Source organism: Cohnella nanjingensis (assembly GCF_014212125.1).
Lineage (GTDB): Bacteria > Bacillota > Bacilli > Paenibacillales > Paenibacillaceae > Cohnella > Cohnella nanjingensis.
Genome location: NZ_JACJVP010000025.1, coordinates 132,547 through 151,395 on the forward strand (window position 1 = coordinate 132,547; position 18,849 = coordinate 151,395).

Genomic DNA, 18,849 nt, shown 5'->3' on the forward strand with positions numbered 1-18,849 from the left:
TTTAGCATATGTGATCGTTCAGAAAGCGGACAGGGCTGCTTTCTCGTAGAAGTGAAATTGATTATTAGCAGCAGCCTTTGTATTTCTTCAAATAATGACTCAAGGTGAGCAAGGGCCAAATATGGGGATAACTGTGATAATGAATATAGAAATGCCCGGGCAGGCCTGCGCCGATTGGGTACGATGATCGTTTGCTGTCCTGCCTGTTCCACTCTATTAAATTGGCCAGTCCTTTATTGATCTCTTCAGTTGGCTGATCATGGACGACAATGAGGGTATCGAGTGCCAAGGCCGTGTGAACCACCGTAGAGTAGGGAGCAGAAACATACTCTTTGCGTACATCGCTCTTGCAAGACTCGCCCCACCCACCGTCCAATTGCCTGATCTTTAACAGCCAGTCAATCGCTCGATGAACATTCAGATGATCGGCAGACATCCCGACTGCTCTCATCCCGGTGACAGCGGCCCATGTACCATAGATGAAAGAAATTCCCCACCGACCATACCATGATCCATCTTTTTTTTGATTTTTGATAAGCCAATGTACACTGTCTTGAACTCGGGGATGAGTCATAGTCAATTTGAATTGACTGCCCAAAAATTCAAGGGTACGACCTGTTATATCCGCTGCAGACGGATCTACAGCCGTATCGGCAAAGTTCTGTATATTGAATAGGCGAGCTATCGATGGGATGCTGTTCTTTTCAAAGGCTGCCCAGCCCCCATCATCGTTTTGCATTCCTAACAACCAGTTAACTCCTGTTCTCCACGCCTCCCGATAGTCTGATTGATGGTCGGCAAACCGCGTAAGCGCCCGCAAGACGACCTGCGTATCATCCACGTCCGGATTTGCGGTGCTGCTTTCAGAAAATCCCCATCCTCCTGCGGGGCGAACAAGAGCGTTCCCTCCCTTCTCCCTTAGATCTCTTTGTTGAAGAGCAAGTAAATATCGAGCAGCATTCTGAATCGCCGAATCTTCTGTCGTTAGCCCCGCTTCCTGTAAAGAATGGCAGATCAGCGCCGTGTCCCATACCGTAGAAGGAGAGTTCTGAATATGGGCCTCATCGTTTAGTCGGTACCCAAAAGAGGTTAACCCCTGAATGGCATGCTGAATAACAGGAGAATCATGCTCGTAGCCGAGAGACAGAAGAGCGTAAATCATGAAGAAGGTGGCGCTCGCATAACTGCCGAGAGTACCGTCCTGTACTATATTTTGCAGCATATGATGCTCCGCTTTCTTAATAGCCGCCTTAGAGATAGGATTAGTTGGCCGGCGTTTCGAAAATACATGTAACCAACGACCCTTTCTATCCAGTCTCCTGTGTTTACGAGTTACGAATAAGTGAGTGATGTCCGGCGCGGATGGCTTCCTAAGCGAGTATTTCCCGTGGCAAAGAATCAATACGGGGGCAAAATGAATGCGAACATAGGAACTCCATCTGTAAAAACTAAAGGGGATAAACTTAGGCATATGCAATAAGAATAGCGGGATCGGATAAAAGGCAGGCCAGGGGTAGAGATGATTTAAAGCCAGCATGAACTTGGTGGAAATATGAGCATTCTCGACTCCGCCGTTACGAAGGATAAAGGCTTCCGCCAATTGCATATGGCGGTCATGTCGATCTGAATACCCAGAAAGCAGCAGCCCGGCATAAGCCTCGATCGTAGAAGAGAGATGACCTTCATCATCGTCGTACTGCTTCCATGCTCCATTCGCTGCCTGTTTGTTCAGCAAGCGCTGACCCAGCAAGGGAATAAGCTCCTTGTGTTGGCTGTTAAGGGTGCTTAAGAGAATCATCATATAGGCGTCATTCACAGGTCCTGTTTCAAAACAATACCTCCAAGACCCGTCCACCTGTTGTTCCGTCTTCAGGCGGCTGATGTATCGTTCAATTTCTAATTGTACTTTCTCCAGCAACTCCATATTTACACCCCGAAACGGGAGGTTCACACCTCATTTGGCTCATACTATGTACGGTGTGAAACTTTGGTGGAGGTTTTCACCCTAGCAGGCTGAATTTCAATCATTTGCCTAGATGAGCATTTGCTATGGAGGAGAGTCTCTATACAACTACTTTGCAGGGTATCTAACAGCTGCGCCGTGATTGCGCCAAAGCCAAAAAAGCGCCCTGAGAGGCGCTTGAAAGTCGTCGATTGCGGCCATATGAACGCTAACCGCAGCCACCGTCAACCTGCTATAGCTGCTGCGCTTGCTCTTTGCCTATGCCTGCGCCTGCGCTTGCTCCCGCTCTTGCGCCTGCTCCTGTTCCTGCCGTTGCTGCTTGTGCTTCAGCTCGACGAGGAGCGCATGAAGCTGCTCGGTCGCGAGCCCGTGCAGCACGAGGCGGAATCCGGCCTTCAGCGTGGTGAGCGGCACCATCGGATGCTTGTTGTTGATGAGGGCCAGCCGGTCGTTGTTGCCGATGATCTTGGAGGCGAGGATGCCGACGGTCTCGTCCAGCTGCAGCGAGTTGGTCGCGCGCCAGAAGTCGTTGTCCGTCAGGAATAGCTGATAGACGGGCGTGAAGCACTCGATCGCCGTCGTCAGATCCAAGAAGTTCGTCCATCGCTTCGGCATAGGCTCGATCGGCAGCGGCGCCGTCGTGATGGCGTCGAAGTGGAGCCGCTCCTGCTTCGTCACTTCCAGCCCCTTGTCCTTCAGCTCCCGGTTGAGATTGATCACGAAGTTGTAGAGATTAAGGTCGTGAATCAAGAACAGGTCGTCCTTGACCGGCTCCAGATTCGTCGGCTTCAGCGGATTCATCTGGATCTGAACCCCGGGCACGTTGTCGCGGATGAACTGCAGCACCTCGGAGCCGAGATAGAAATGCCGCAGGATCATATAGTTGGCGCTCGGACTGACGAACGTCTTCATTCCCCCGTACAGCACGCGGTGCAGCAGTCTGGATGACGTAAGGGCTTTGGGGACGACGATCTTGTAGATCTGCAGCAGGATGATGAGCAGCCGCGCGAACGGTCTGAGCACGGGCAGCAGGAACTGCCGCGACTTGCTCGAGCAATCCCGGAGGTAGGCCGCTTTGGCCTCCTCGTTGAACGGGATGCTCTGGTCGAGGTAGATCGCGAGGAACGGATTGGGGTCGTTCCGGTTATGCGGCATATTTTTGAAATATTCGGCTTCGCTCATACGTTGCCCAGCTCCTCTAACTGTAGAAGATACAAGCGCGCGGTCGTCTTGGCCGTCTTCACGATCGCGCCGGCGATGTCCGCCGTCAGCATCGGATGCTGAACGACCGTCTCCAGCCGTTCGAAGTGCTTCTCGTCCGAGTCGCCGTGATACAGCAGGAACGACACTTGCTCGTCGCTGAGCGACAGCTGATCGCGGATCATCTCTCCCCAATATCGCGCCATCCTGCAGCCTAGCCCCTCGATGATCCACATCGCGCCGATCAGATCATAGGGATGCTCGCGGCTCGCCCGCTGGAACAGGTAGGCGGACAGCGCTTCGCTGCCGATATTTTTCTCCCCGGATTGGATCTTGGCCAGATCGCCGCCGACGGCGACGTAGTTCCGCTCCAGAATCTGAAAGTCCCGATGCTCGTCGCGCGCATGCGCGATGAAGGTGGAGCGCAGGTCGATATGCGCGATCGGAATGTAGGAAGCCGCGCGGGCGATCCACTGCGAGCCGTCGATCACCTGCTGGCGGACGTTCTCCATCAGCGCCTTGTAGTCGTCTAGCGTGAACTTGCGGCGATACAGCTTGTGGATGATCGGGACCTGCGCGAGCTTCCGTTCGAAGTCGATCCAGACTTGGACGAGCTGCCGCACCAGCTGTTCCTGAACGGCATCCGACGAATCGTATTCCAGCTCCGGCGCTGCCGGCTGGCGCGCTTCGAAGGGCTGATCGCGAACCGCGCTTCGGTCTCCGGCCGCCGATCCGACGACGGTCAGCAGCATGAACGAAGTCTGGAACCTGCCGCTCTCCGGCACCATGCACAGCACTTGCTCGCCTGGCGAGAGCGTCCCCTCGTTCAACAGCTCCTCGAGCATAATATAGATCGAAGCCGCCCCCGTGTTGCCCTTCGTGTACAGATTCGTGAACCACTTCTCCTCCGGGATCGTGAGCCCGCCCAACCGCAGCAGCCGGAAGATCTCGTCGCGGAAAAAGTGGGACGAGTAGTGGCACACCATCCAATCGATCGCGGACGGATCCGCCCGCCCTTCCTCCACGAGCTCGAAGAAGCGCTGTACGCCGACCTTCGGCATCTCGTTGACCAGCCTTATATCCTGCTTCAGGTTTACCGCCCCGTCGTCCGCCGCTTCGTGGACGGACCGGTAATCGAGCCACGAAGCCGGCTGCTCCTGTTCCTTCATGCCCGCGTACATGCAGACCTCGTAGTTGGGCGCGTAGGACCGGTTGTCGATCCATTCGATGCGCAGCGACAGCCCGGTGGGCGCAGGCTTGCTCTGCAGCACGGCCGCGCCGGCTCCGTCCGACAGCATAAAGCGGAGGAAGTCGGTATCGAACGGCACCGGACAGTCCGCGTTCGCCGTCTGCGCTTCGTAGCGGGTATGCTTGAAGGCGCGGCTCGGGAACTCGCTCGCGCAAGAGAGCGCAGTCGCGTGCTCGCCTGACTGTATGTGCAGGTAGGCATTCTTGAGCGCGTGCATGCCGCTGGCGCAGACGCCGTGATGCGTGGCGATCTCCATGACGGGCAATCCGCTCTCGGCATGAACCATGCTGGCGAATCCGGGGACGAGCAGATCTCCTTGCGTCGTAGCCGCAGCCAGGAATCTGATCTTCTCCTCCAGCGATTCGGCATGGCGATCTATAGCGTCCCGAATCGCCAGTGACGCCATCTCCGCATTGGAATACCGGCTCTTCTGCTCCTTGTCGATGGCATAGTGCCGATAGCGGATCCGATTCTGCTCGAGGATACGGCGTTTGGACTTGGAGCCTCTGCCGCCTACCCGTCCGAGATAATCCTCCATCTCGTCGTTGCCGATCGGCGGGCCGGGGAGGAACTTTCCGATGCTCGTAATATAGACGGGGTTCATCGCACACCTCCGGTAATGGGTCGTATCCCCATCATCGGTCATGTCCCCCGTATCGGCTAGTTCTAACTTTATGTAGTACCAGGGCGCAAGCTGGTAAGCAAAAACGTTCATGACGCCGTCTTCCCGGAAGAGGGCGACACGCATTTATCGGAGATCATATAGAAATGGATAGGCGTGAAACTTAGAAATGATGTATGACTAAAAAGCCTCCCTCACGGCAGCAACTTGCTGCAGAGGAAGGCTTCATGGCGTTAATCATTCGCTCGCTAAACCAAGCTGCATCCGGCGGTGGCGGCGGATGCGGCAGACGATGTCGGGTCCGGTTGTGACGCCCCCTTTACGGCGGGTGCCGCCCGTCCCTCCGTCCGGATCTTCACATAGTGCGTGCAATAGCGACGTTCAACTGGGGATCGCCCGATTTGGAGAATCGGAGCGGGCGTTTCGCGCCTTTTCCCCAGGACATATAGGCGGTCCAGGATTCTCTCAGGTTCAGATCCTTCGCCGTCTTCCGGAATTCCTACATGATGAAGCTGAATTGCGCCAAATTCCCGTGCAGGACGCGCTCCAGATAAGGAACCCTGCCGAAGCGCCATTCTTCAACGAGCTTCGGCGTGATTTTCTCCAGCTTCAAGAACAAATCCAGCAGGCTCGCATACCCCTTTTCGTTGATCAGGCGATGCACGGTTTGACGAACTTTGCTCTGCAATTCCTGCCTATTCAAGTTTATCGATCCCTTCATGGGATAAATTACGAGATAAAGCCGATTGCCAATCCTCCGCGAGCGTATCGACCCATAGTTCCTGATGAAGCTTCATGCCGGAAGCCGCCGCCGTCCCGGGCAGCAAGCCGTCCCATAGCGTTGTCAGTCTAGCCATCCGTTCGCGTTCGGCCGCCGTCATCGGGAATCCGCGGGATGCATGCCGGGAGAACCACTCAGCGTCCATTCGCCAGGCCCGAAAGCTGTTCGGGAACCGCTGCTGCAAGCTCCGCGCAATCTCCAAGCCCGCCACGTCCAGGTCGCCAGAGTAATAGAGAGGCGGTGGCGGCGCGGTGGCCGGCTCAAGGAACAGCTTGAGCAGTTGGACCACCGCGACGCTGGGCTGCCCATTGCCGCAAACGAGCATGGGGAGGTCTCGCCCCCCGCCGGGAGAAAACCGGGGCCTCCGGCTGCCATAACGCCTCACGGCTTCATCGACCAGCACCGCGAATACGGAAGGATTCTCCACCGCATAGACGGCCGAGGGACGAATCCGCTCCACCTCGTCGGGCTTCAGCTTCTCCACCTGGCGAAGCGTCAGCACGCGCTCCTCCCATGCGTCGTACCACCCGGGCGAGAAGAACATCACTTGCGAGGACAAGTCGTCGTCCGCGATGCCGCCCATGCGGTAACCTTCGCGAATGAGCAGAGCGCGCGACAGGTTCCGCATGTCCTCTTCTAGTCCGGCTGTCGCTGTCGACTCTGCTGCATATCCCGGCTCGTCGGCTGCCCATTCCTGTCCGGCTGCCGTCTCCATAGCTCCCGCCCCCGTAGATTCGCCTGCCAACCCGTCCGCTGCCCCCCGGGCTTGCTCGTCCAGCTCTCTCGCCGCCAGAGAAGTCAGTTCCTCCTCCCGCTCGTGAAAGACCGCAACCAGCCCCCACCAGAACAGCCTGCCGAGCGGCTGCTTCCAATCGAGCGCATGCGCGTCACCCGTGATCCGGGCGGCCAGTACCGGCAGCCGAAGCGGGAGCGGCGTGCGATCCGTCGTGTGATCGGGGGCGCCTGCCGGCGCGTGCCCCTCCGCGCCGGACGGCGCATCGCAAGCATCCTGGCGCCGGTGCTTAGCAGCTGCTAGGAGCGCCCTCACACAATCGCGCAGACAGTCGGCCGCCGCGGCACGCTGCATCGCGAACGCCAGACGCAGCGTGCGGGAGCCGGGAGACGTTCCCGTGCCCAGTCCGCTCACCCACTCTGCGATGCGGTGGCCGTACCGATGGCCGCTCAATCCGAGTCCAGCCTCCAGCGCCGCCCGCTCTTGTTGAATGAGCGCCTGCCATGCCGCCTCCTCCTCCGCCTGCATTTCTGCTCGGGTGTACAGACTCGCCCCGTCCAGCGCCTCGAACAGCTCCGGCACCGCCATCGCGAACCTGCTGGCGAGCAGCAGCTTCTCAAATCGCGCGATCGAATACTTCAAAGCAGCATCCGTACCTGCGCCGGATGCAGACGGACGCACCGGCGTATAGGTCCCGTAGAAGCCGTCCAGCGCCTCCCGTTCCGTCTCCGTTAAGCCTGTCAGCGCGATGGTGCCGCGCGCCCCCGCCCGCGAAGCTTCGTACTTCGCGCGCAGCAGGGCAAGGAAACGGGCAAAGCCCGGCTGACCGAAATATTCGCGCGCCGCGCGTCGAAGCCCCTCCGCCCGCTCATTCGGACCGCTCACTTCAAGCACTCCCGCCGGCAGCATCGGGGATATATTCCCGCGTCTTGCCGTTCCAACGGTAGCGGAACAGCGTCACGAAGCTGGCGTCTTTGGGCCGGAAGATCTCGCAAATGGAGAGATTCGGCACCGTATCGTAGCAGCCCCACAGTACCTGGGAGGTCATCATATAGTCAAAGTCCATCTGGGTCAGCAACCCGAACAGGTCGCGGATGTTCTCGTCGTCCACCCCGGCGAACGCTTCGTCCAGCGAGATGATCTTCGGCGCTTCCGGTCCTGCATCGGCATAACGCGAGTACGTCGCCGCGAACAGCGGGATATACATGGACATGGCCTTCTCCCCGCCGCTTAGCACGTTGAACCTCGAGTCGGTAAGCTCGCGGTACGACGTCTCGCCGCCCTTCTTGTAGCGCAGCGAAAATTCGAACCACGAGCGGTAATCGAGCATGTCGTAGAGATGCTTGCGCAGCGTCTCCCGTTCCTCAGCCGCTCCCTGCTTGGCCCATTGGATCCGGGAGCGGAAATGGGCGACCAGCCGCTCGACTTCGTCATCGTGCAGCAGATGCGCGTCGCGACGCAGCAGATCGACCAGCTCGTCGCTGTTCATCTCCTGCTCCGTCTTGGCCGCCTTCGGCACCCACTGCAGCTGAAGCTTAAGTCCGCTGGACGTGTCGCGCTCAGACATCAGCCGGTTCATCGTCTTCATCCATAGCTCCGCCCGCTGGATTCGCTGGCGGATCGCCTTGCCGACGCTGCGCAGGATGATCTCCTCGAACAGCTCCCGATCCTTCTCGCTGAGCAGCGCCTGCTGTTCGACCAGCAGATCGTTCATCTCCGCGAGCAGAGCGGCCGGACGCTGCGGCCGGGTCCGATCCCGCATGGACAGCAGCGTGATGCGACCCTGATCGCTGATAGCGGTCTCGATTACGTACTCCGAGAGCAAATGCTTAGCGGCGTTATAGTGATCCTGCAGCATGCTGCCGAGCCGCTCCTTGTTGGAACGGGCAACGGCAGGTTCCAGCAGCGCCGTCAGCTCCTTGCAGATACGCAGCAACGCGTCCCGTCCGTCCTCCAGCGCTTCCGCGACGCGTACCGCTCTCGGCTTGCCGTCCATGAGGGAAGGTTCGGGAGATGTCGGCTGCTGCAGTTCCGGAATCAACAGCTGGCCGAGTTCGGCACGGTACGCACGTTCGCTGTGCGACAGCCGCTCCAGCCGCGCGGTCTCCTGCTCCGCCAGGGCCCCCTGTCGCTCTCGCAAGCCGCCGACCCGTCCGGCCAGCGCCGCTCGCGCCTCCGTCAGCCGCTGCTGATCTTTGGCCGCATCCGTCCGCTGCGCGCGCAAGGCGCTGATGCGGACATGCAGATCGCCGATGCCGAGCTCGTCCATTAATTGGCGAAGCTGATCGGCTTTAACGCGATAGCCATACAGCTTCTCGCGGAGCTCTTCCCGCTGTTCTTCTTCGTATTCCGCCTGGGCCGCGTACTCCGCCGCTTCCTCGGCATAGCGCGCGTGCAAGGTGGCCGCCTGTACGTAAGCGCGCCAATCGGACAGCAGTTGTCCCACCTGCTCGCGGTAGCTCCCCGCCGTTTGCGACGCTTCCCTGAGCGCAGCCATCGTCTTCAGCCGGCTCCAACCCGCGGTCGCCGCGATCAGCTCCCGCTTCAACTGCGCCCATTGCTCCTGCTTCGCGCGCAGCACGTCCGCCATACGCGTCTCCTGCTCCAAATACAGCCCGAAGCGGACGGCAGCGTCGTGCTGGCTTCTCCAAGCTTCGAGCAGCGCAGCGTGACTCTCCTCTCGCAGCGGAAACCGCGCGAGCTCCTCCGCGACGGATGCTTCCGATACGTCCAGATCCGCCGAGGCTTGCCCTAGCGCCTCTAGCTCGCGGTCGCATGCCGCGACGGCCTGACCGAGCCGCTCAATCTCCGCCAGCTTGAACTGCTTGCGCGCTTCCTTGCCGATATATTGGGCTTGACGCTCGAAGGCGTTGACTTTGCCCGTAACCGGTCCGAACTGATAGTAATCGCGTCCGATCGTGACGGTCTGAACGGATGACTCAAGCGCAGACGCGTCGAACGCTTCGCCCCAGGCGAACGAGCGAAGGACCTCTTCTACGATTCGCTCCGGCACGCCGGATTCCGCGCCTGGCAGCGGCTTCAGCATGTCGGCCAGCGTATAGCCGAAGTCCAGCGGTACGGGTTGGACCCATACGTCTTCGTCCCGCTCCGTGACGCTGCCGACCGTCCCGTCCGGACGCACCCAAGCATCCAACAACCCGCTCGCGAGCAGCGCCTGCTCGATGCCTGCCTGCTCCAGCGGACTTAATCCCCCGCGGAACTCGCAAAGTTCATAGAGCGGTGCGCCTTGTCGGGCGCCATACCCGGCTCGCGTAGCGATCCGCTCCGCGCTGCGTGGCGGCTCCGGCTCGCGAGATTGCTGCCACTCCCGTCTCTCCTCCGCCAACCGATCACGCTCGGCGCGAACGGACTTCGCCTGCTGCTCGATCTCCAGCCGCTGCCGCACGAGGCTCTGGATTTGTCGTTCCGCCTCCGCCTTGGCCGGCAGCAGCACCTCTTCCGTACGCTGCCGCTCATAGGACAGATCGGCGCTCGCCTCGAACAGATGCCGTACAGCCTCTTCGCCGAGCGCCAGCACCCGAAGTCCTTCCTTCCATGCCAGCACTTGCTCCTTCCAACGATGCAGCGCATCCGTAGCGACGGCCTCCGCCGCGCGCTTCGTCCGTTCAGCCTCGTCGCGCAAGGCGCGCATCTCGCCCAGTTCCTTGTCATACTCGGTGACCCGACGGCCGGCCTCCTGCTCCTGCTCGGCCAGCCGGAGCGCCTCGCGGATCTCCGCGCGGTGTTCCTCGAGATCACGAAGCCAGCTCGCAGAGAACGCCGTCTCTTCGGGCGGTTCCGGCATCCAATAGCGATGATACACGCCATGGTGCGCGAACTCGATATCGCCCGCTAGTCCATCCAGCTCTTCCAACACCTGACGCTGGTTGTCCAGCATTTCGGCCATCTCGGTCTGCGCCTTGCCGCGCGCATGCTCGGCCGCCTCCCGGCCCCCGATTGCCGCCTTCAGCCGCTTGTCCGTCTGATCGGCATACTGCTGCGTCTCCTTCAGCGCTTCCTCGGCCTGTTCCATCTCCCGCTGCTTCTCCATCGCTTCGCTGCGCGACAGCAGCTCCAGCTCAGAGTCGATCGCCACAGCCTGCTCTCGATTCGCTTGCAAGGCCTGCACCACGCCCGTCTCCTCGGCAAGCGCCTCCTGCAGCTGCTTCAGCAACGCGCCGGATTGGCGGCTCACCTCGTCGCTCGCCGCCTTGGCTTCGAGCAGCCGGCTGCCGCTCTCGTACAGCAAGGACCTATTGTATTGATCGTAGCTGCGGCTCAGCTTCTCCAGCTCGGCCTGATGAAGCGCAAGCTCCTCCAGCCGGTCGGCCAACTGATCCATGTCCTCCATGACCTCCGACAGCGGACGCAGCTCCTCCTCATGCAGCGGCGGCAGAGACTGATTCAAGATCTCGTAAATGGCCGTCGGCCGCACGTTGTTGGACAGCTTCGGGCTGCGCAGTTGGACCAGCAGTTGCAGCAAGTCCGCATAGGCATCTCGGTCGTAGAACCCGAACAACGTCCGGTTGACGAGATCGCGATAGGCGCCCTGTTCCTGAACGACCTGTCCGCCCGCGCCGATGCGCTCCTCCAGCGACTTGCGGTCAAGCGGGAACCGTCCGGCGCCCTCCAGCTCCAGCACGCGGTCGTACAGCCAGAAATCCCGGTTCACGCGGCGCCCATCCTCCAGCGCGAACCCCCAGAAGCCCACTTGCGATGCGCCCTTGCGGGCGCGCAGCCCGATGCCTACCGTCTTGTAGATGTCCTTGGCCGTATGCCGGAATTCCAGCCACAGGTAGCCGGTCCGGTCGCTATGCTCGTCGTTCTCGCCGAGCAGATAATACTCGATTCGACGGTCCTTCGAACCGAATGGATCGAGCCGGTGCGGTCGCTTGTCCCCGTCCAGCACGAGCGGCACGAAGCTCTGCATCGTGACCGATTTGCCCGACCCGTTCGCGCCGCGAAGCACCAGTCGCCCATCCTCGAGCCCAAATTCCTCATCTTCGTAGAACCAGAAGTTGAGGATGCCGGCACGCGACATCTGCCAGCGCCCGCGTTTCGACGCCTGGTCGGCCTCCGGCTCCCCTTCCTTTCGCAGATCCTGCTCGATCACGTCCTTCTCCTCCCTCATCCTGTCTCTGTCTCCTCATCATCCAACGAATAATCCGCGTTCCATCGCGACAGCACGGCAGAGACCACGAATCGCTCGCCGCCGCCAGCCTCCGATGACCGTGTCCAGGCGCCGAGCCCCCAATCTGCCATGTGCACCGTCAGCGCCTCCGCCAGCTCCCCAAGCCCGAGCGTGCGGTGCTCTTTGCTCCAATAATCGCCGTATTGATTTTTTAATAGATATATGATGCTTTCCACGTCCGTCCGCGTCAGCTCGATCGTCCCCTGGTCCGTAACGTACCAGTCGCGCTCCCCGAGTCTTCGACGCAATTGCCCCGCGAACAGCAGGGCCAGATCCGACAGCGCGGCAGCCGTAGGGAACAAGTCGCATTCCCCGCTCAGCTCCGGATGGAAGAAGAAGAGTCCCTCCCGGTAACGGCTGCCCTCCAGTCCGAACATGAATTGCAAGTTATCCATGATCGCCCGGCGCTGGGTAATGACATAGTAGAGATCGTCGGGATGCCAATCCCGGTCGGATACCGCAGGCTCCAGCAATAGACGCCGAAACACCCGGTGCCGCCGCTTGCGCAGCTCGCCCTCCGCCGTATCGGGATACACGATCAACTCCTGATATTCGTCCAACTCCTCGTACTGCCCCATTGCCCGCGGGAAATGCCGCAGCACGTACCGCGCAGTAGGATCGCATTCATAGAGCACGTTCTGCTGGCCCGAGTGCGCCCAATCCGTCTCGTCTCCGTCGATATGCACGAGCACGCCGAGCTTGCGCAGCTGCTTCAGCGCTCGGACCATCGAGAGGCGATGCTGGTAATTCTCCCAGTCTACGGTCATCCCCGCCGAAGCCATCTGCTCGCTTACTTGCTCTACGATATCGGTCAGCACGAATTGGTCCAGCTCCGTCTTCCCTTCCAGGAACCAGAGCGCATAGGTGAAGAACGTATAATCGCGAACTTCCCGGAACGCCTCAAAGCCCATCCACGGCTGCGCGACGAGCGGCGCCTTGTCCAGTTTCGCCATCGTACGCGTCAGATGTAGCGGAAATCCGGTGTACTCGGAGAACCAATCCCTTAATTCGGTATATTGATCTTTGATCCAGTAAAACAATTCGGGGTCGCCGTTCTTGGTGATCCAGGGGCGATTCAGCAGCGCATGCGCGCATACCCTCCGCCGCTCGTTCCACTGCTCCGCGTCCGCACGCTTGCTTGCGCGCATGCGGCGAATCGCGTAGGACGTCGTTCCGCCTTTAGCCACCGGCGAGCACTCCTCTCGTCACTTCGATCCGATAATCCGGCATGACCAGTTCTCCGTCATTGCAGCGCAGGACGCCTGTCTCGCCGGCAGCCGGCGAGCGGACGGCGACGATACAGCCGTCAGCGGTCACGAACGTGCGCGAAGCGGCCGCCGTACAGCGACCAATCCATTGCAAAAGCCGCATCCGCTCTTTGCCATTCATAGGCGCGAGCTCCGAGATGCTGACACTGCCATACGCGAGCATCCTGTCCACGAACGCCTGCTCTTCCGCGAGCATCTCTTGCACTTGCTCGCGGTACGCCTCCCGCTTCGCGCTCTGATTGCGCATCGGCTCGGACGCGCCTCGCACGGCGCGGCGCCGGCTGCGGGAACGAATGAGTCGAATGTTCGGCGGCTCGTCCCACGTAGAGGCGTCCGATCGCTCCGTCTCCCTGCGGTCCTCCCCTTGCAGATGCCGGGAGGGGAACAGCCCGAACACATAGGCCCCCAGTCGGTGGGCTTCCTCCAAGCTATCCAGTTCCGCAAACCGACGAGCCACCGTCTCCAAGTCGAGACGCCGACTCGCGCCGCCGCGCCGTCTCTCCTGCAGCCGCACCGCGCTCCGCACCACTTTGGCAATGGTCTCTTTCGCCGCTTTTTCGAGCAGCGTCAATTCGCTTTGACCTGCCTCATCCCCGACGAACCAGCGCATGAGGTTCCGCCAACCTTGCCGGAGCTCCAGCAGCGTCTCCTCGCCGGATTTTGCCTCCTCCAGCCGCGGCTTGCTCAGTTCATCCTCCGTCACGTGAGTCAGGTACAGTTCGATGTGGGGATTCGTTATCTTGAGGAGCTGGCCTTCGATCCGATAGGCGTTGCGTTGTAGGCTCTTAACGAAATGCTGTAAGTAGTTGACGAGATTCTCCTTCATCGCCAGGAAACCGTCAGTCGCCATCATCTCTTCCGCCTGCATCGAGTTCAGACTGGCAATAAAGTCCGCCGCGTTCTCGTGCATCGTCTTGAACGCCCCGTAGAGCAATTCCCAGTTGCGCAACGATTCGCCTTCGTCCATCCTACCGGTATTTTCGCGAACCTGACGCACGCAAGCGGCAATCGTATCGAAATAGCTCGTCTCCAGGGAACCGCCGTAGCCTTTGACCTTCTCCAGCGACTCCAGCATCCGTTCGATCTCGATGGCGTAAGGCGTAAGCAGGTACTGACTCTTCTTGCGCATATACTCTTCCAGCGACAGTGCGCGGCCCCCGTCATGCCGGGATGCGAGATTGCCCCAGCTCTTCAGCTGTTCGAGGTCCGACAGACATAAATCGAGCGTGTAGCCGTCGAGGATCCCCCACGTCTGCACGCCCTCGTAGATCTCCTCCGGCTTTAGCCAATATTTGAGCCGTTGGTATTCCAAGTACATGTATCGCATGATCGCCCGGTATCGGGCCACATTAATCGCATTCAGGTAGTTCAGCTCCGGTACCGCCCGCAGGGCCGATGGCGATATTCGTTCGTTCAAAGAGACAGACCGCCTTTCTGTTAAGCTTGCAGATATTTTAACATATCGAAAAATGTCATTCTATATGGAAAGAAGTCCAATGCTAGTATCCTTGAGATATATTCTTATTCTAATATGAAGTCTAATAAACGCACCGGAGAGACTCTTTTCACCGGCATAAACTTCATTGCTCCACAAAATTTCTACAAAATAAGCGATCGCTCTTCAGTTTGAGTACCTGAAAGCGATCGCCCATAATTGTTACAACTGTGTATTTGATTGGCTCTGGCCAAAGTATTACCCTATTATAAGGATATATGCCACAATATCGCGCAAGCCTCTCAATCCTTCATCGCCGCTCTCCGCCCGGCCTCCGTAAGCTCAAAGACCGGATCTCTGAGCCAGGCAAGCTGGACGGCCTTGGACAGATAGAGCCGGAACTGGTCCGGATCCTCAGAGAGAATCTCCCGAATGAGGGTGATCACATGCCAGCCCTCTCTCATCAGATCGCGCTCGCGATCTTCGAACCTGCGATATTGCGCATAGTTGCACCGTTTCTCCACGATCTCGTCTCCAACGAATTGCATGGCGATCAACGTCGGGAATGCCGCCGGATACAGATACAGACAGTAGGGCACGCTGCGCCCGCGCTTCGGATAACCCACCTTCAGATCCTCGAAGTCGAAGTTCACCATCGGGCCCCAATACTCCTGAAGGAAAATGCAGACCTCTTCGCCGTAGATCCGTTCCTGCTCCGAGCTGAGACGCTGCGTCATCCACCTCGTCACGTTGGGATGGATGAACCGCTCCGCTCTTGGCGGCCGCTGCACAGTGACGACCGCGTGACGCTCGAATTCATATTGCAGCGCGTCCGCATCGCAGGAGATCAGTTCGCCTGATTGGTCGAGGAAGATCGAGCCCTTGGTTCGGCTATTGCGATAGTGGAAGCGTTGATCCGCATTCCGCAGGAACGTCATGTAGACCATCATCTTGGGCGCTTCCTCCGGATACTCCCGGTCCAGATAGTCGGTCAGCGGGGCAAACGCCCGGTTCAACCACTTCTCCGTTACCTTCTTCGGCGTCTTGACTTGGGGATACATGCGATCTCTCCTCTCATTTAGCCCGGCTCGGAGGCAATTCAGCGAAAAGGTGCGGGAAGCATCCGCGCCAAAACGCAAAAAAAGCACGCGTGCGTGCAGAAGAAATAATCTCTTCTGCAGGCACGGTGCTTCCGTGTCCGGGCTTATTCGTTGATAAGATTGTATCATAGCTTTATCGCGAGCGCCATTCTTACATTAAGCCGGCAAGTTGCCTTGGTCACGCCTGACGAGCGCGTAGCGGAATGATGATTAACGAAGTTGCGGGTGGGCGACCGGATCAACGTCATCCCCTCAAATCAAGGCCCCTTTCAAAGCGTCATTACGATCGATATCGCAATACCAGCCAGGGAGATCCAAATGAAGAGGGTTTTGAACAAACGCTTCATTAGCGAATCCTGTTGCCGCAAGACCTCTGCATGATTGTGTTGGATTTGCAGATCCGTTGCCGGACCCGAGCTTTCATTGGACTGATAACCAATCATATCTATATTCGTGCCGCTCTCCATAAGTCCTGCTATATTGGCGCCAAACGCAAAAACAAGCCGACCCCGATCCCGTACCGGAGCCAGCTTGTTAATTGCGCTTAGACGAATCATCCAATTCGTCAATTACGAGAAAATATGATGTCCGATCTTCTTTACGACCTTTACCTTTTTGGCTTTGCCCGGCTCCAGCTTCGGATTGAAGAAGGACACCGCGCCGGGAACGTTGTTGACGCCGGACAAGGCGGCTTTGGCCGCTTTGATGCTCTCCTTCGACGCCGTCTCCTTCGCGAGCTGTCCGTTTCTGGCCGGCGGGAACTGACCGGACGCGTAGATGACGCCCTTGATCGTATCGGCGTAGCCGCGGCTCACGCGGTTCAGGACGACGTTGGCCACGGCGAGCTTGCCTTCGTAAGGCTCGTTACCGGCCTCGACTTCGACGAGCTTGGCGAGCAGCGCGAGATCGGCCGCGTCGACCTCCTTCTCAGCCGCCACAGCGGCGATCTTGACAGCGGCCCCGGGCTCGAGGAACTCCGGCACGACGACCTTCAGGAGCTGGCCTACCGAGAGCGTGTCGTCGGTCAGCCCGTTCCGGGCCTTGAGCGCTTCGACCGACGTCTCGTTCGCCTCGGCGATGCTCGCGAGCGTATCTCCGCTCGCGACGGCATACTTCTCTTCCGTCTGCAGGACGGCGGCTTTCTCTTGTTCTTGCCAGCCCACGCTCGCATGCATCGCCTCCGCCATCAGACGAAGGGGAAAGTACGCGCTGCCATCTTTGACTTTAACCGTACCCGCGAACTTGTATGTACGGCCGTTGAACGACACTTCCGACGCGCCCGGTCGGAAAGAGAGCGTATCGTCGATGCCATTGCTCACGGTGATCCGGTCCGCGTCCCCGTCATAGGTCAACTGCCAGCCCATACGGTCCGCGATCTCCTTGACCGGCGCGTAGGTCCACTCGTCGATCGACCACAAATCCTGATTCAGTTCGACCTTCTGGCCTTGCATATATATCGTATTGTCCGCATTCGCGAATGCCGCACCCGTGCCCACCGTCAGAAGCAACCCGAGGGTCAAGGCGGTCAATCTCATCAACCACTTGATACTCGTCATCTCCTTTTTGGTTCGAATTTCCTATAAACTGCGCTGTTCGCTATTATACAATCAACATCAGGAAATATCAGAAAAATGAAAGATTTTTCATCGAAGACGACTTCGGCAGGAATGGCCGACGAGGGCGCTGCGGCAGGGCGACCGATCACGGCTCGACAGGCAAAAACCCAGTACCGGCGCGGTACTGGGTCATTTTGGAGCAGGCGATTCGTTCGATGCCGGAGGCTTCCTAAGCCGCCACTTTGATCACGCGATATCGCGCTTGATTTGGCTCCACAACGTGATCATGTCGATCCAGCCCCGATGTTCGGCGATCTTGCCGTCTTCGACGCGATATTGGCGATACAGCGTGACATCGATGGGGTTGCCCGTCGGCGCATGGCCGAAGAACACTCCTTGATGCGTCCCTTTGACCGTCATCCGCACCAGCACCTTCTCCTCCTGGGCGATGATCTCTTCCACGCTATAGCGCTTGTCGGGGAATGCCTCGAGAATCTTGCCGGCGAACTGCTTCAAGCCTTCTTTGGACTGATACGAGTGCTCTTGATAATCCGCCGACAAGAAATCATCGACGCAATCGAAGTCGCTCCGGTTCCAGAAGGCCTCGATGAACGCCGTTACCGTCTCGATATTTTGCTGCACCGTCGTCTTCATGATCGAACAACTCCTCTGGGTTTTGGTTTGGATTTGCAGCTATTTTCGGGCTTGAATCTGAGGCAGCAGCGTTCCCGTATCCACCCACGCGCGCTGCTCCGCGATCCGGCCGTCCGCCAGACGGAACTCGCGGAACTGCGTGATCTTCGCGGATTGGCCCGTAGGCGCGTGGCCTGCGAACATCCCCGTATGCGTACCCGTGATCAAGATACGGGCGATCACCTTATCCCCCTGCGCGAAGATCTCATCCACGGCGAACTGCCGGTCGCTGAATGCCTCTCCGATCTGAGGGGCGAAGAATTGATCGGTATGCTCCAATTCGCCCCGCTGCCGCAGCTCCTCTATAAACGCAATTACCGTCTCTGCATTTTTCTGTTCCGTATTCGTCATCTCGAATCTCTCCTTCGTTCATTTAAGTTACCATTTGGTAACCTATACGCGAAAAAAATAGGCACGCCTTCTTCCGCAATCAGTTGGCAGCCACGCCCCTTGCAGTAAGCATCCGAGTCAAATCTAAGAAATTCTCGACCGCTCCACCGACCCTCTCCTTCAACCCTGCGTCCAGAGGTGCGCCATCCGGACCGAATGCATTCGATCCATACCCGACGGAGATCCACTCCGAACAGTTAACGCCGTGAAGATTACGTACGATCGTCTGCAGATGCGAGAGCGAGCTTACGCCCACCGGACCGCCTGCGGCGCTCACGGACAGGACCGGCTTGCCCGAGACCCGTTCCGGGCTCAGGTAATCCAAGGCATTCTTCAGCACGCCCGAGATCGAGCCGTGGTATTCGGGGGTAGCCAGGATCAGCCCGTCGGCCTCCGCAACCTGCTGGATCATGCGCTGGGCGTTCGGGTGAAAGTCCCAGTTGTCGGGCGAGAAGAGCGGCAGCTGCTGCTCCCGCAGATCGACGAACGATACCGTGATCTGGCGTGCCTTCAGCAGGCTTTCGATATAGCGGAGGAGGATCGTGCTCGCGGCGTCCGCGCGGTTGCTGCCTGCGATCAAGGTCATTTTCATGTTCATCGTCACCTTTCGTTTATGGAAGAATGATATCGGATCGTTCGGATGGGGTGCCGCCGGCTGACAAACCCAT

The 18,849-nt window shown here is 58.9% G+C and carries 14 protein-coding genes; all 14 read right to left on the reverse strand.

The genetic code is table 11. The features are described 5' to 3' along the window. Positions 1-64: 64 nt before the first annotated feature. Complete coding sequence (locus H7C19_RS15995; protein ID WP_185143654.1) at positions 65-1,924, reverse strand: terpene cyclase/mutase family protein; 1,860 nt, start codon at positions 1,922-1,924, stop codon at positions 65-67. A gap of 297 nt (positions 1,925-2,221) precedes the next feature. Next, positions 2,222-3,145: a DUF6999 family protein gene (locus tag H7C19_RS16000; protein ID WP_185143655.1), complete on the reverse strand. Its 924-nt coding sequence runs from the start codon at positions 3,143-3,145 to the stop codon at positions 2,222-2,224. After that, positions 3,142-5,127, reverse strand: coding sequence for a beta-ketoacyl-ACP synthase III (locus H7C19_RS16005; protein ID WP_246469547.1), 1,986 nt, complete (start codon positions 5,125-5,127; stop codon positions 3,142-3,144). The genes H7C19_RS16000 and H7C19_RS16005 overlap by 4 nt, the downstream gene beginning before the upstream one ends. 406 nt (positions 5,128-5,533) lie before the next feature. After that, positions 5,534-5,722 carry a hypothetical protein gene (locus tag H7C19_RS16010; protein ID WP_221469276.1) on the reverse strand — a complete coding sequence of 63 codons (189 nt, stop codon included), beginning with the start codon at positions 5,720-5,722 and terminating at the stop codon, positions 5,534-5,536. A gap of 7 nt (positions 5,723-5,729) precedes the next feature. After that, positions 5,730-7,433: a TIGR02679 domain-containing protein gene (locus H7C19_RS16015; protein WP_185143657.1), complete on the reverse strand. Its 1,704-nt coding sequence runs from the start codon at positions 7,431-7,433 to the stop codon at positions 5,730-5,732. A 1-nt stretch (position 7,434) separates the two neighbouring features. Next, complete coding sequence (locus tag H7C19_RS16020; RefSeq protein WP_446681759.1) at positions 7,435-11,589, reverse strand: TIGR02680 family protein; 4,155 nt, start codon at positions 11,587-11,589, stop codon at positions 7,435-7,437. An 86-nt stretch (positions 11,590-11,675) separates the two neighbouring features. Next, positions 11,676-12,926, reverse strand: a complete 1,251-nt coding sequence (locus H7C19_RS16025) for a TIGR02678 family protein (RefSeq protein ID WP_313731696.1) — start codon at positions 12,924-12,926, stop codon at positions 11,676-11,678. Beyond that, positions 12,919-14,424 carry a TIGR02677 family protein gene (locus tag H7C19_RS16030; RefSeq protein ID WP_185143659.1) on the reverse strand — a complete coding sequence of 502 codons (1,506 nt, stop codon included), beginning with the start codon at positions 14,422-14,424 and terminating at the stop codon, positions 12,919-12,921. The genes H7C19_RS16025 and H7C19_RS16030 overlap by 8 nt, the downstream gene beginning before the upstream one ends. 320 nt (positions 14,425-14,744) lie before the next feature. Next, the gene (locus tag H7C19_RS16035; protein WP_185143660.1) at positions 14,745-15,503 is read right to left on the reverse strand and encodes a hypothetical protein; all 759 of its coding nucleotides are present in this window, start codon (positions 15,501-15,503) and stop codon (positions 14,745-14,747) included. A gap of 308 nt (positions 15,504-15,811) precedes the next feature. Continuing rightward, positions 15,812-16,111: a hypothetical protein gene (locus H7C19_RS34330; protein ID WP_221469277.1), complete on the reverse strand. Its 300-nt coding sequence runs from the start codon at positions 16,109-16,111 to the stop codon at positions 15,812-15,814. Continuing rightward, positions 16,112-17,077: a cell wall hydrolase gene (locus H7C19_RS16040; protein ID WP_221469278.1), complete on the reverse strand. Its 966-nt coding sequence runs from the start codon at positions 17,075-17,077 to the stop codon at positions 16,112-16,114. A gap of 267 nt (positions 17,078-17,344) precedes the next feature. Continuing rightward, entirely contained in the window at positions 17,345-17,752 is a 408-nt protein-coding gene (locus H7C19_RS16045; protein WP_185143662.1) for an ester cyclase, read from the reverse strand. A gap of 39 nt (positions 17,753-17,791) precedes the next feature. Continuing rightward, positions 17,792-18,142, reverse strand: coding sequence for an ester cyclase (locus tag H7C19_RS16050; RefSeq protein WP_185143663.1), 351 nt, complete (start codon positions 18,140-18,142; stop codon positions 17,792-17,794). 79 nt (positions 18,143-18,221) lie between these two features. Continuing rightward, complete coding sequence (locus H7C19_RS16055; protein ID WP_185143664.1) at positions 18,222-18,773, reverse strand: NADPH-dependent FMN reductase; 552 nt, start codon at positions 18,771-18,773, stop codon at positions 18,222-18,224. Positions 18,774-18,849 lie beyond the last annotated feature (76 nt).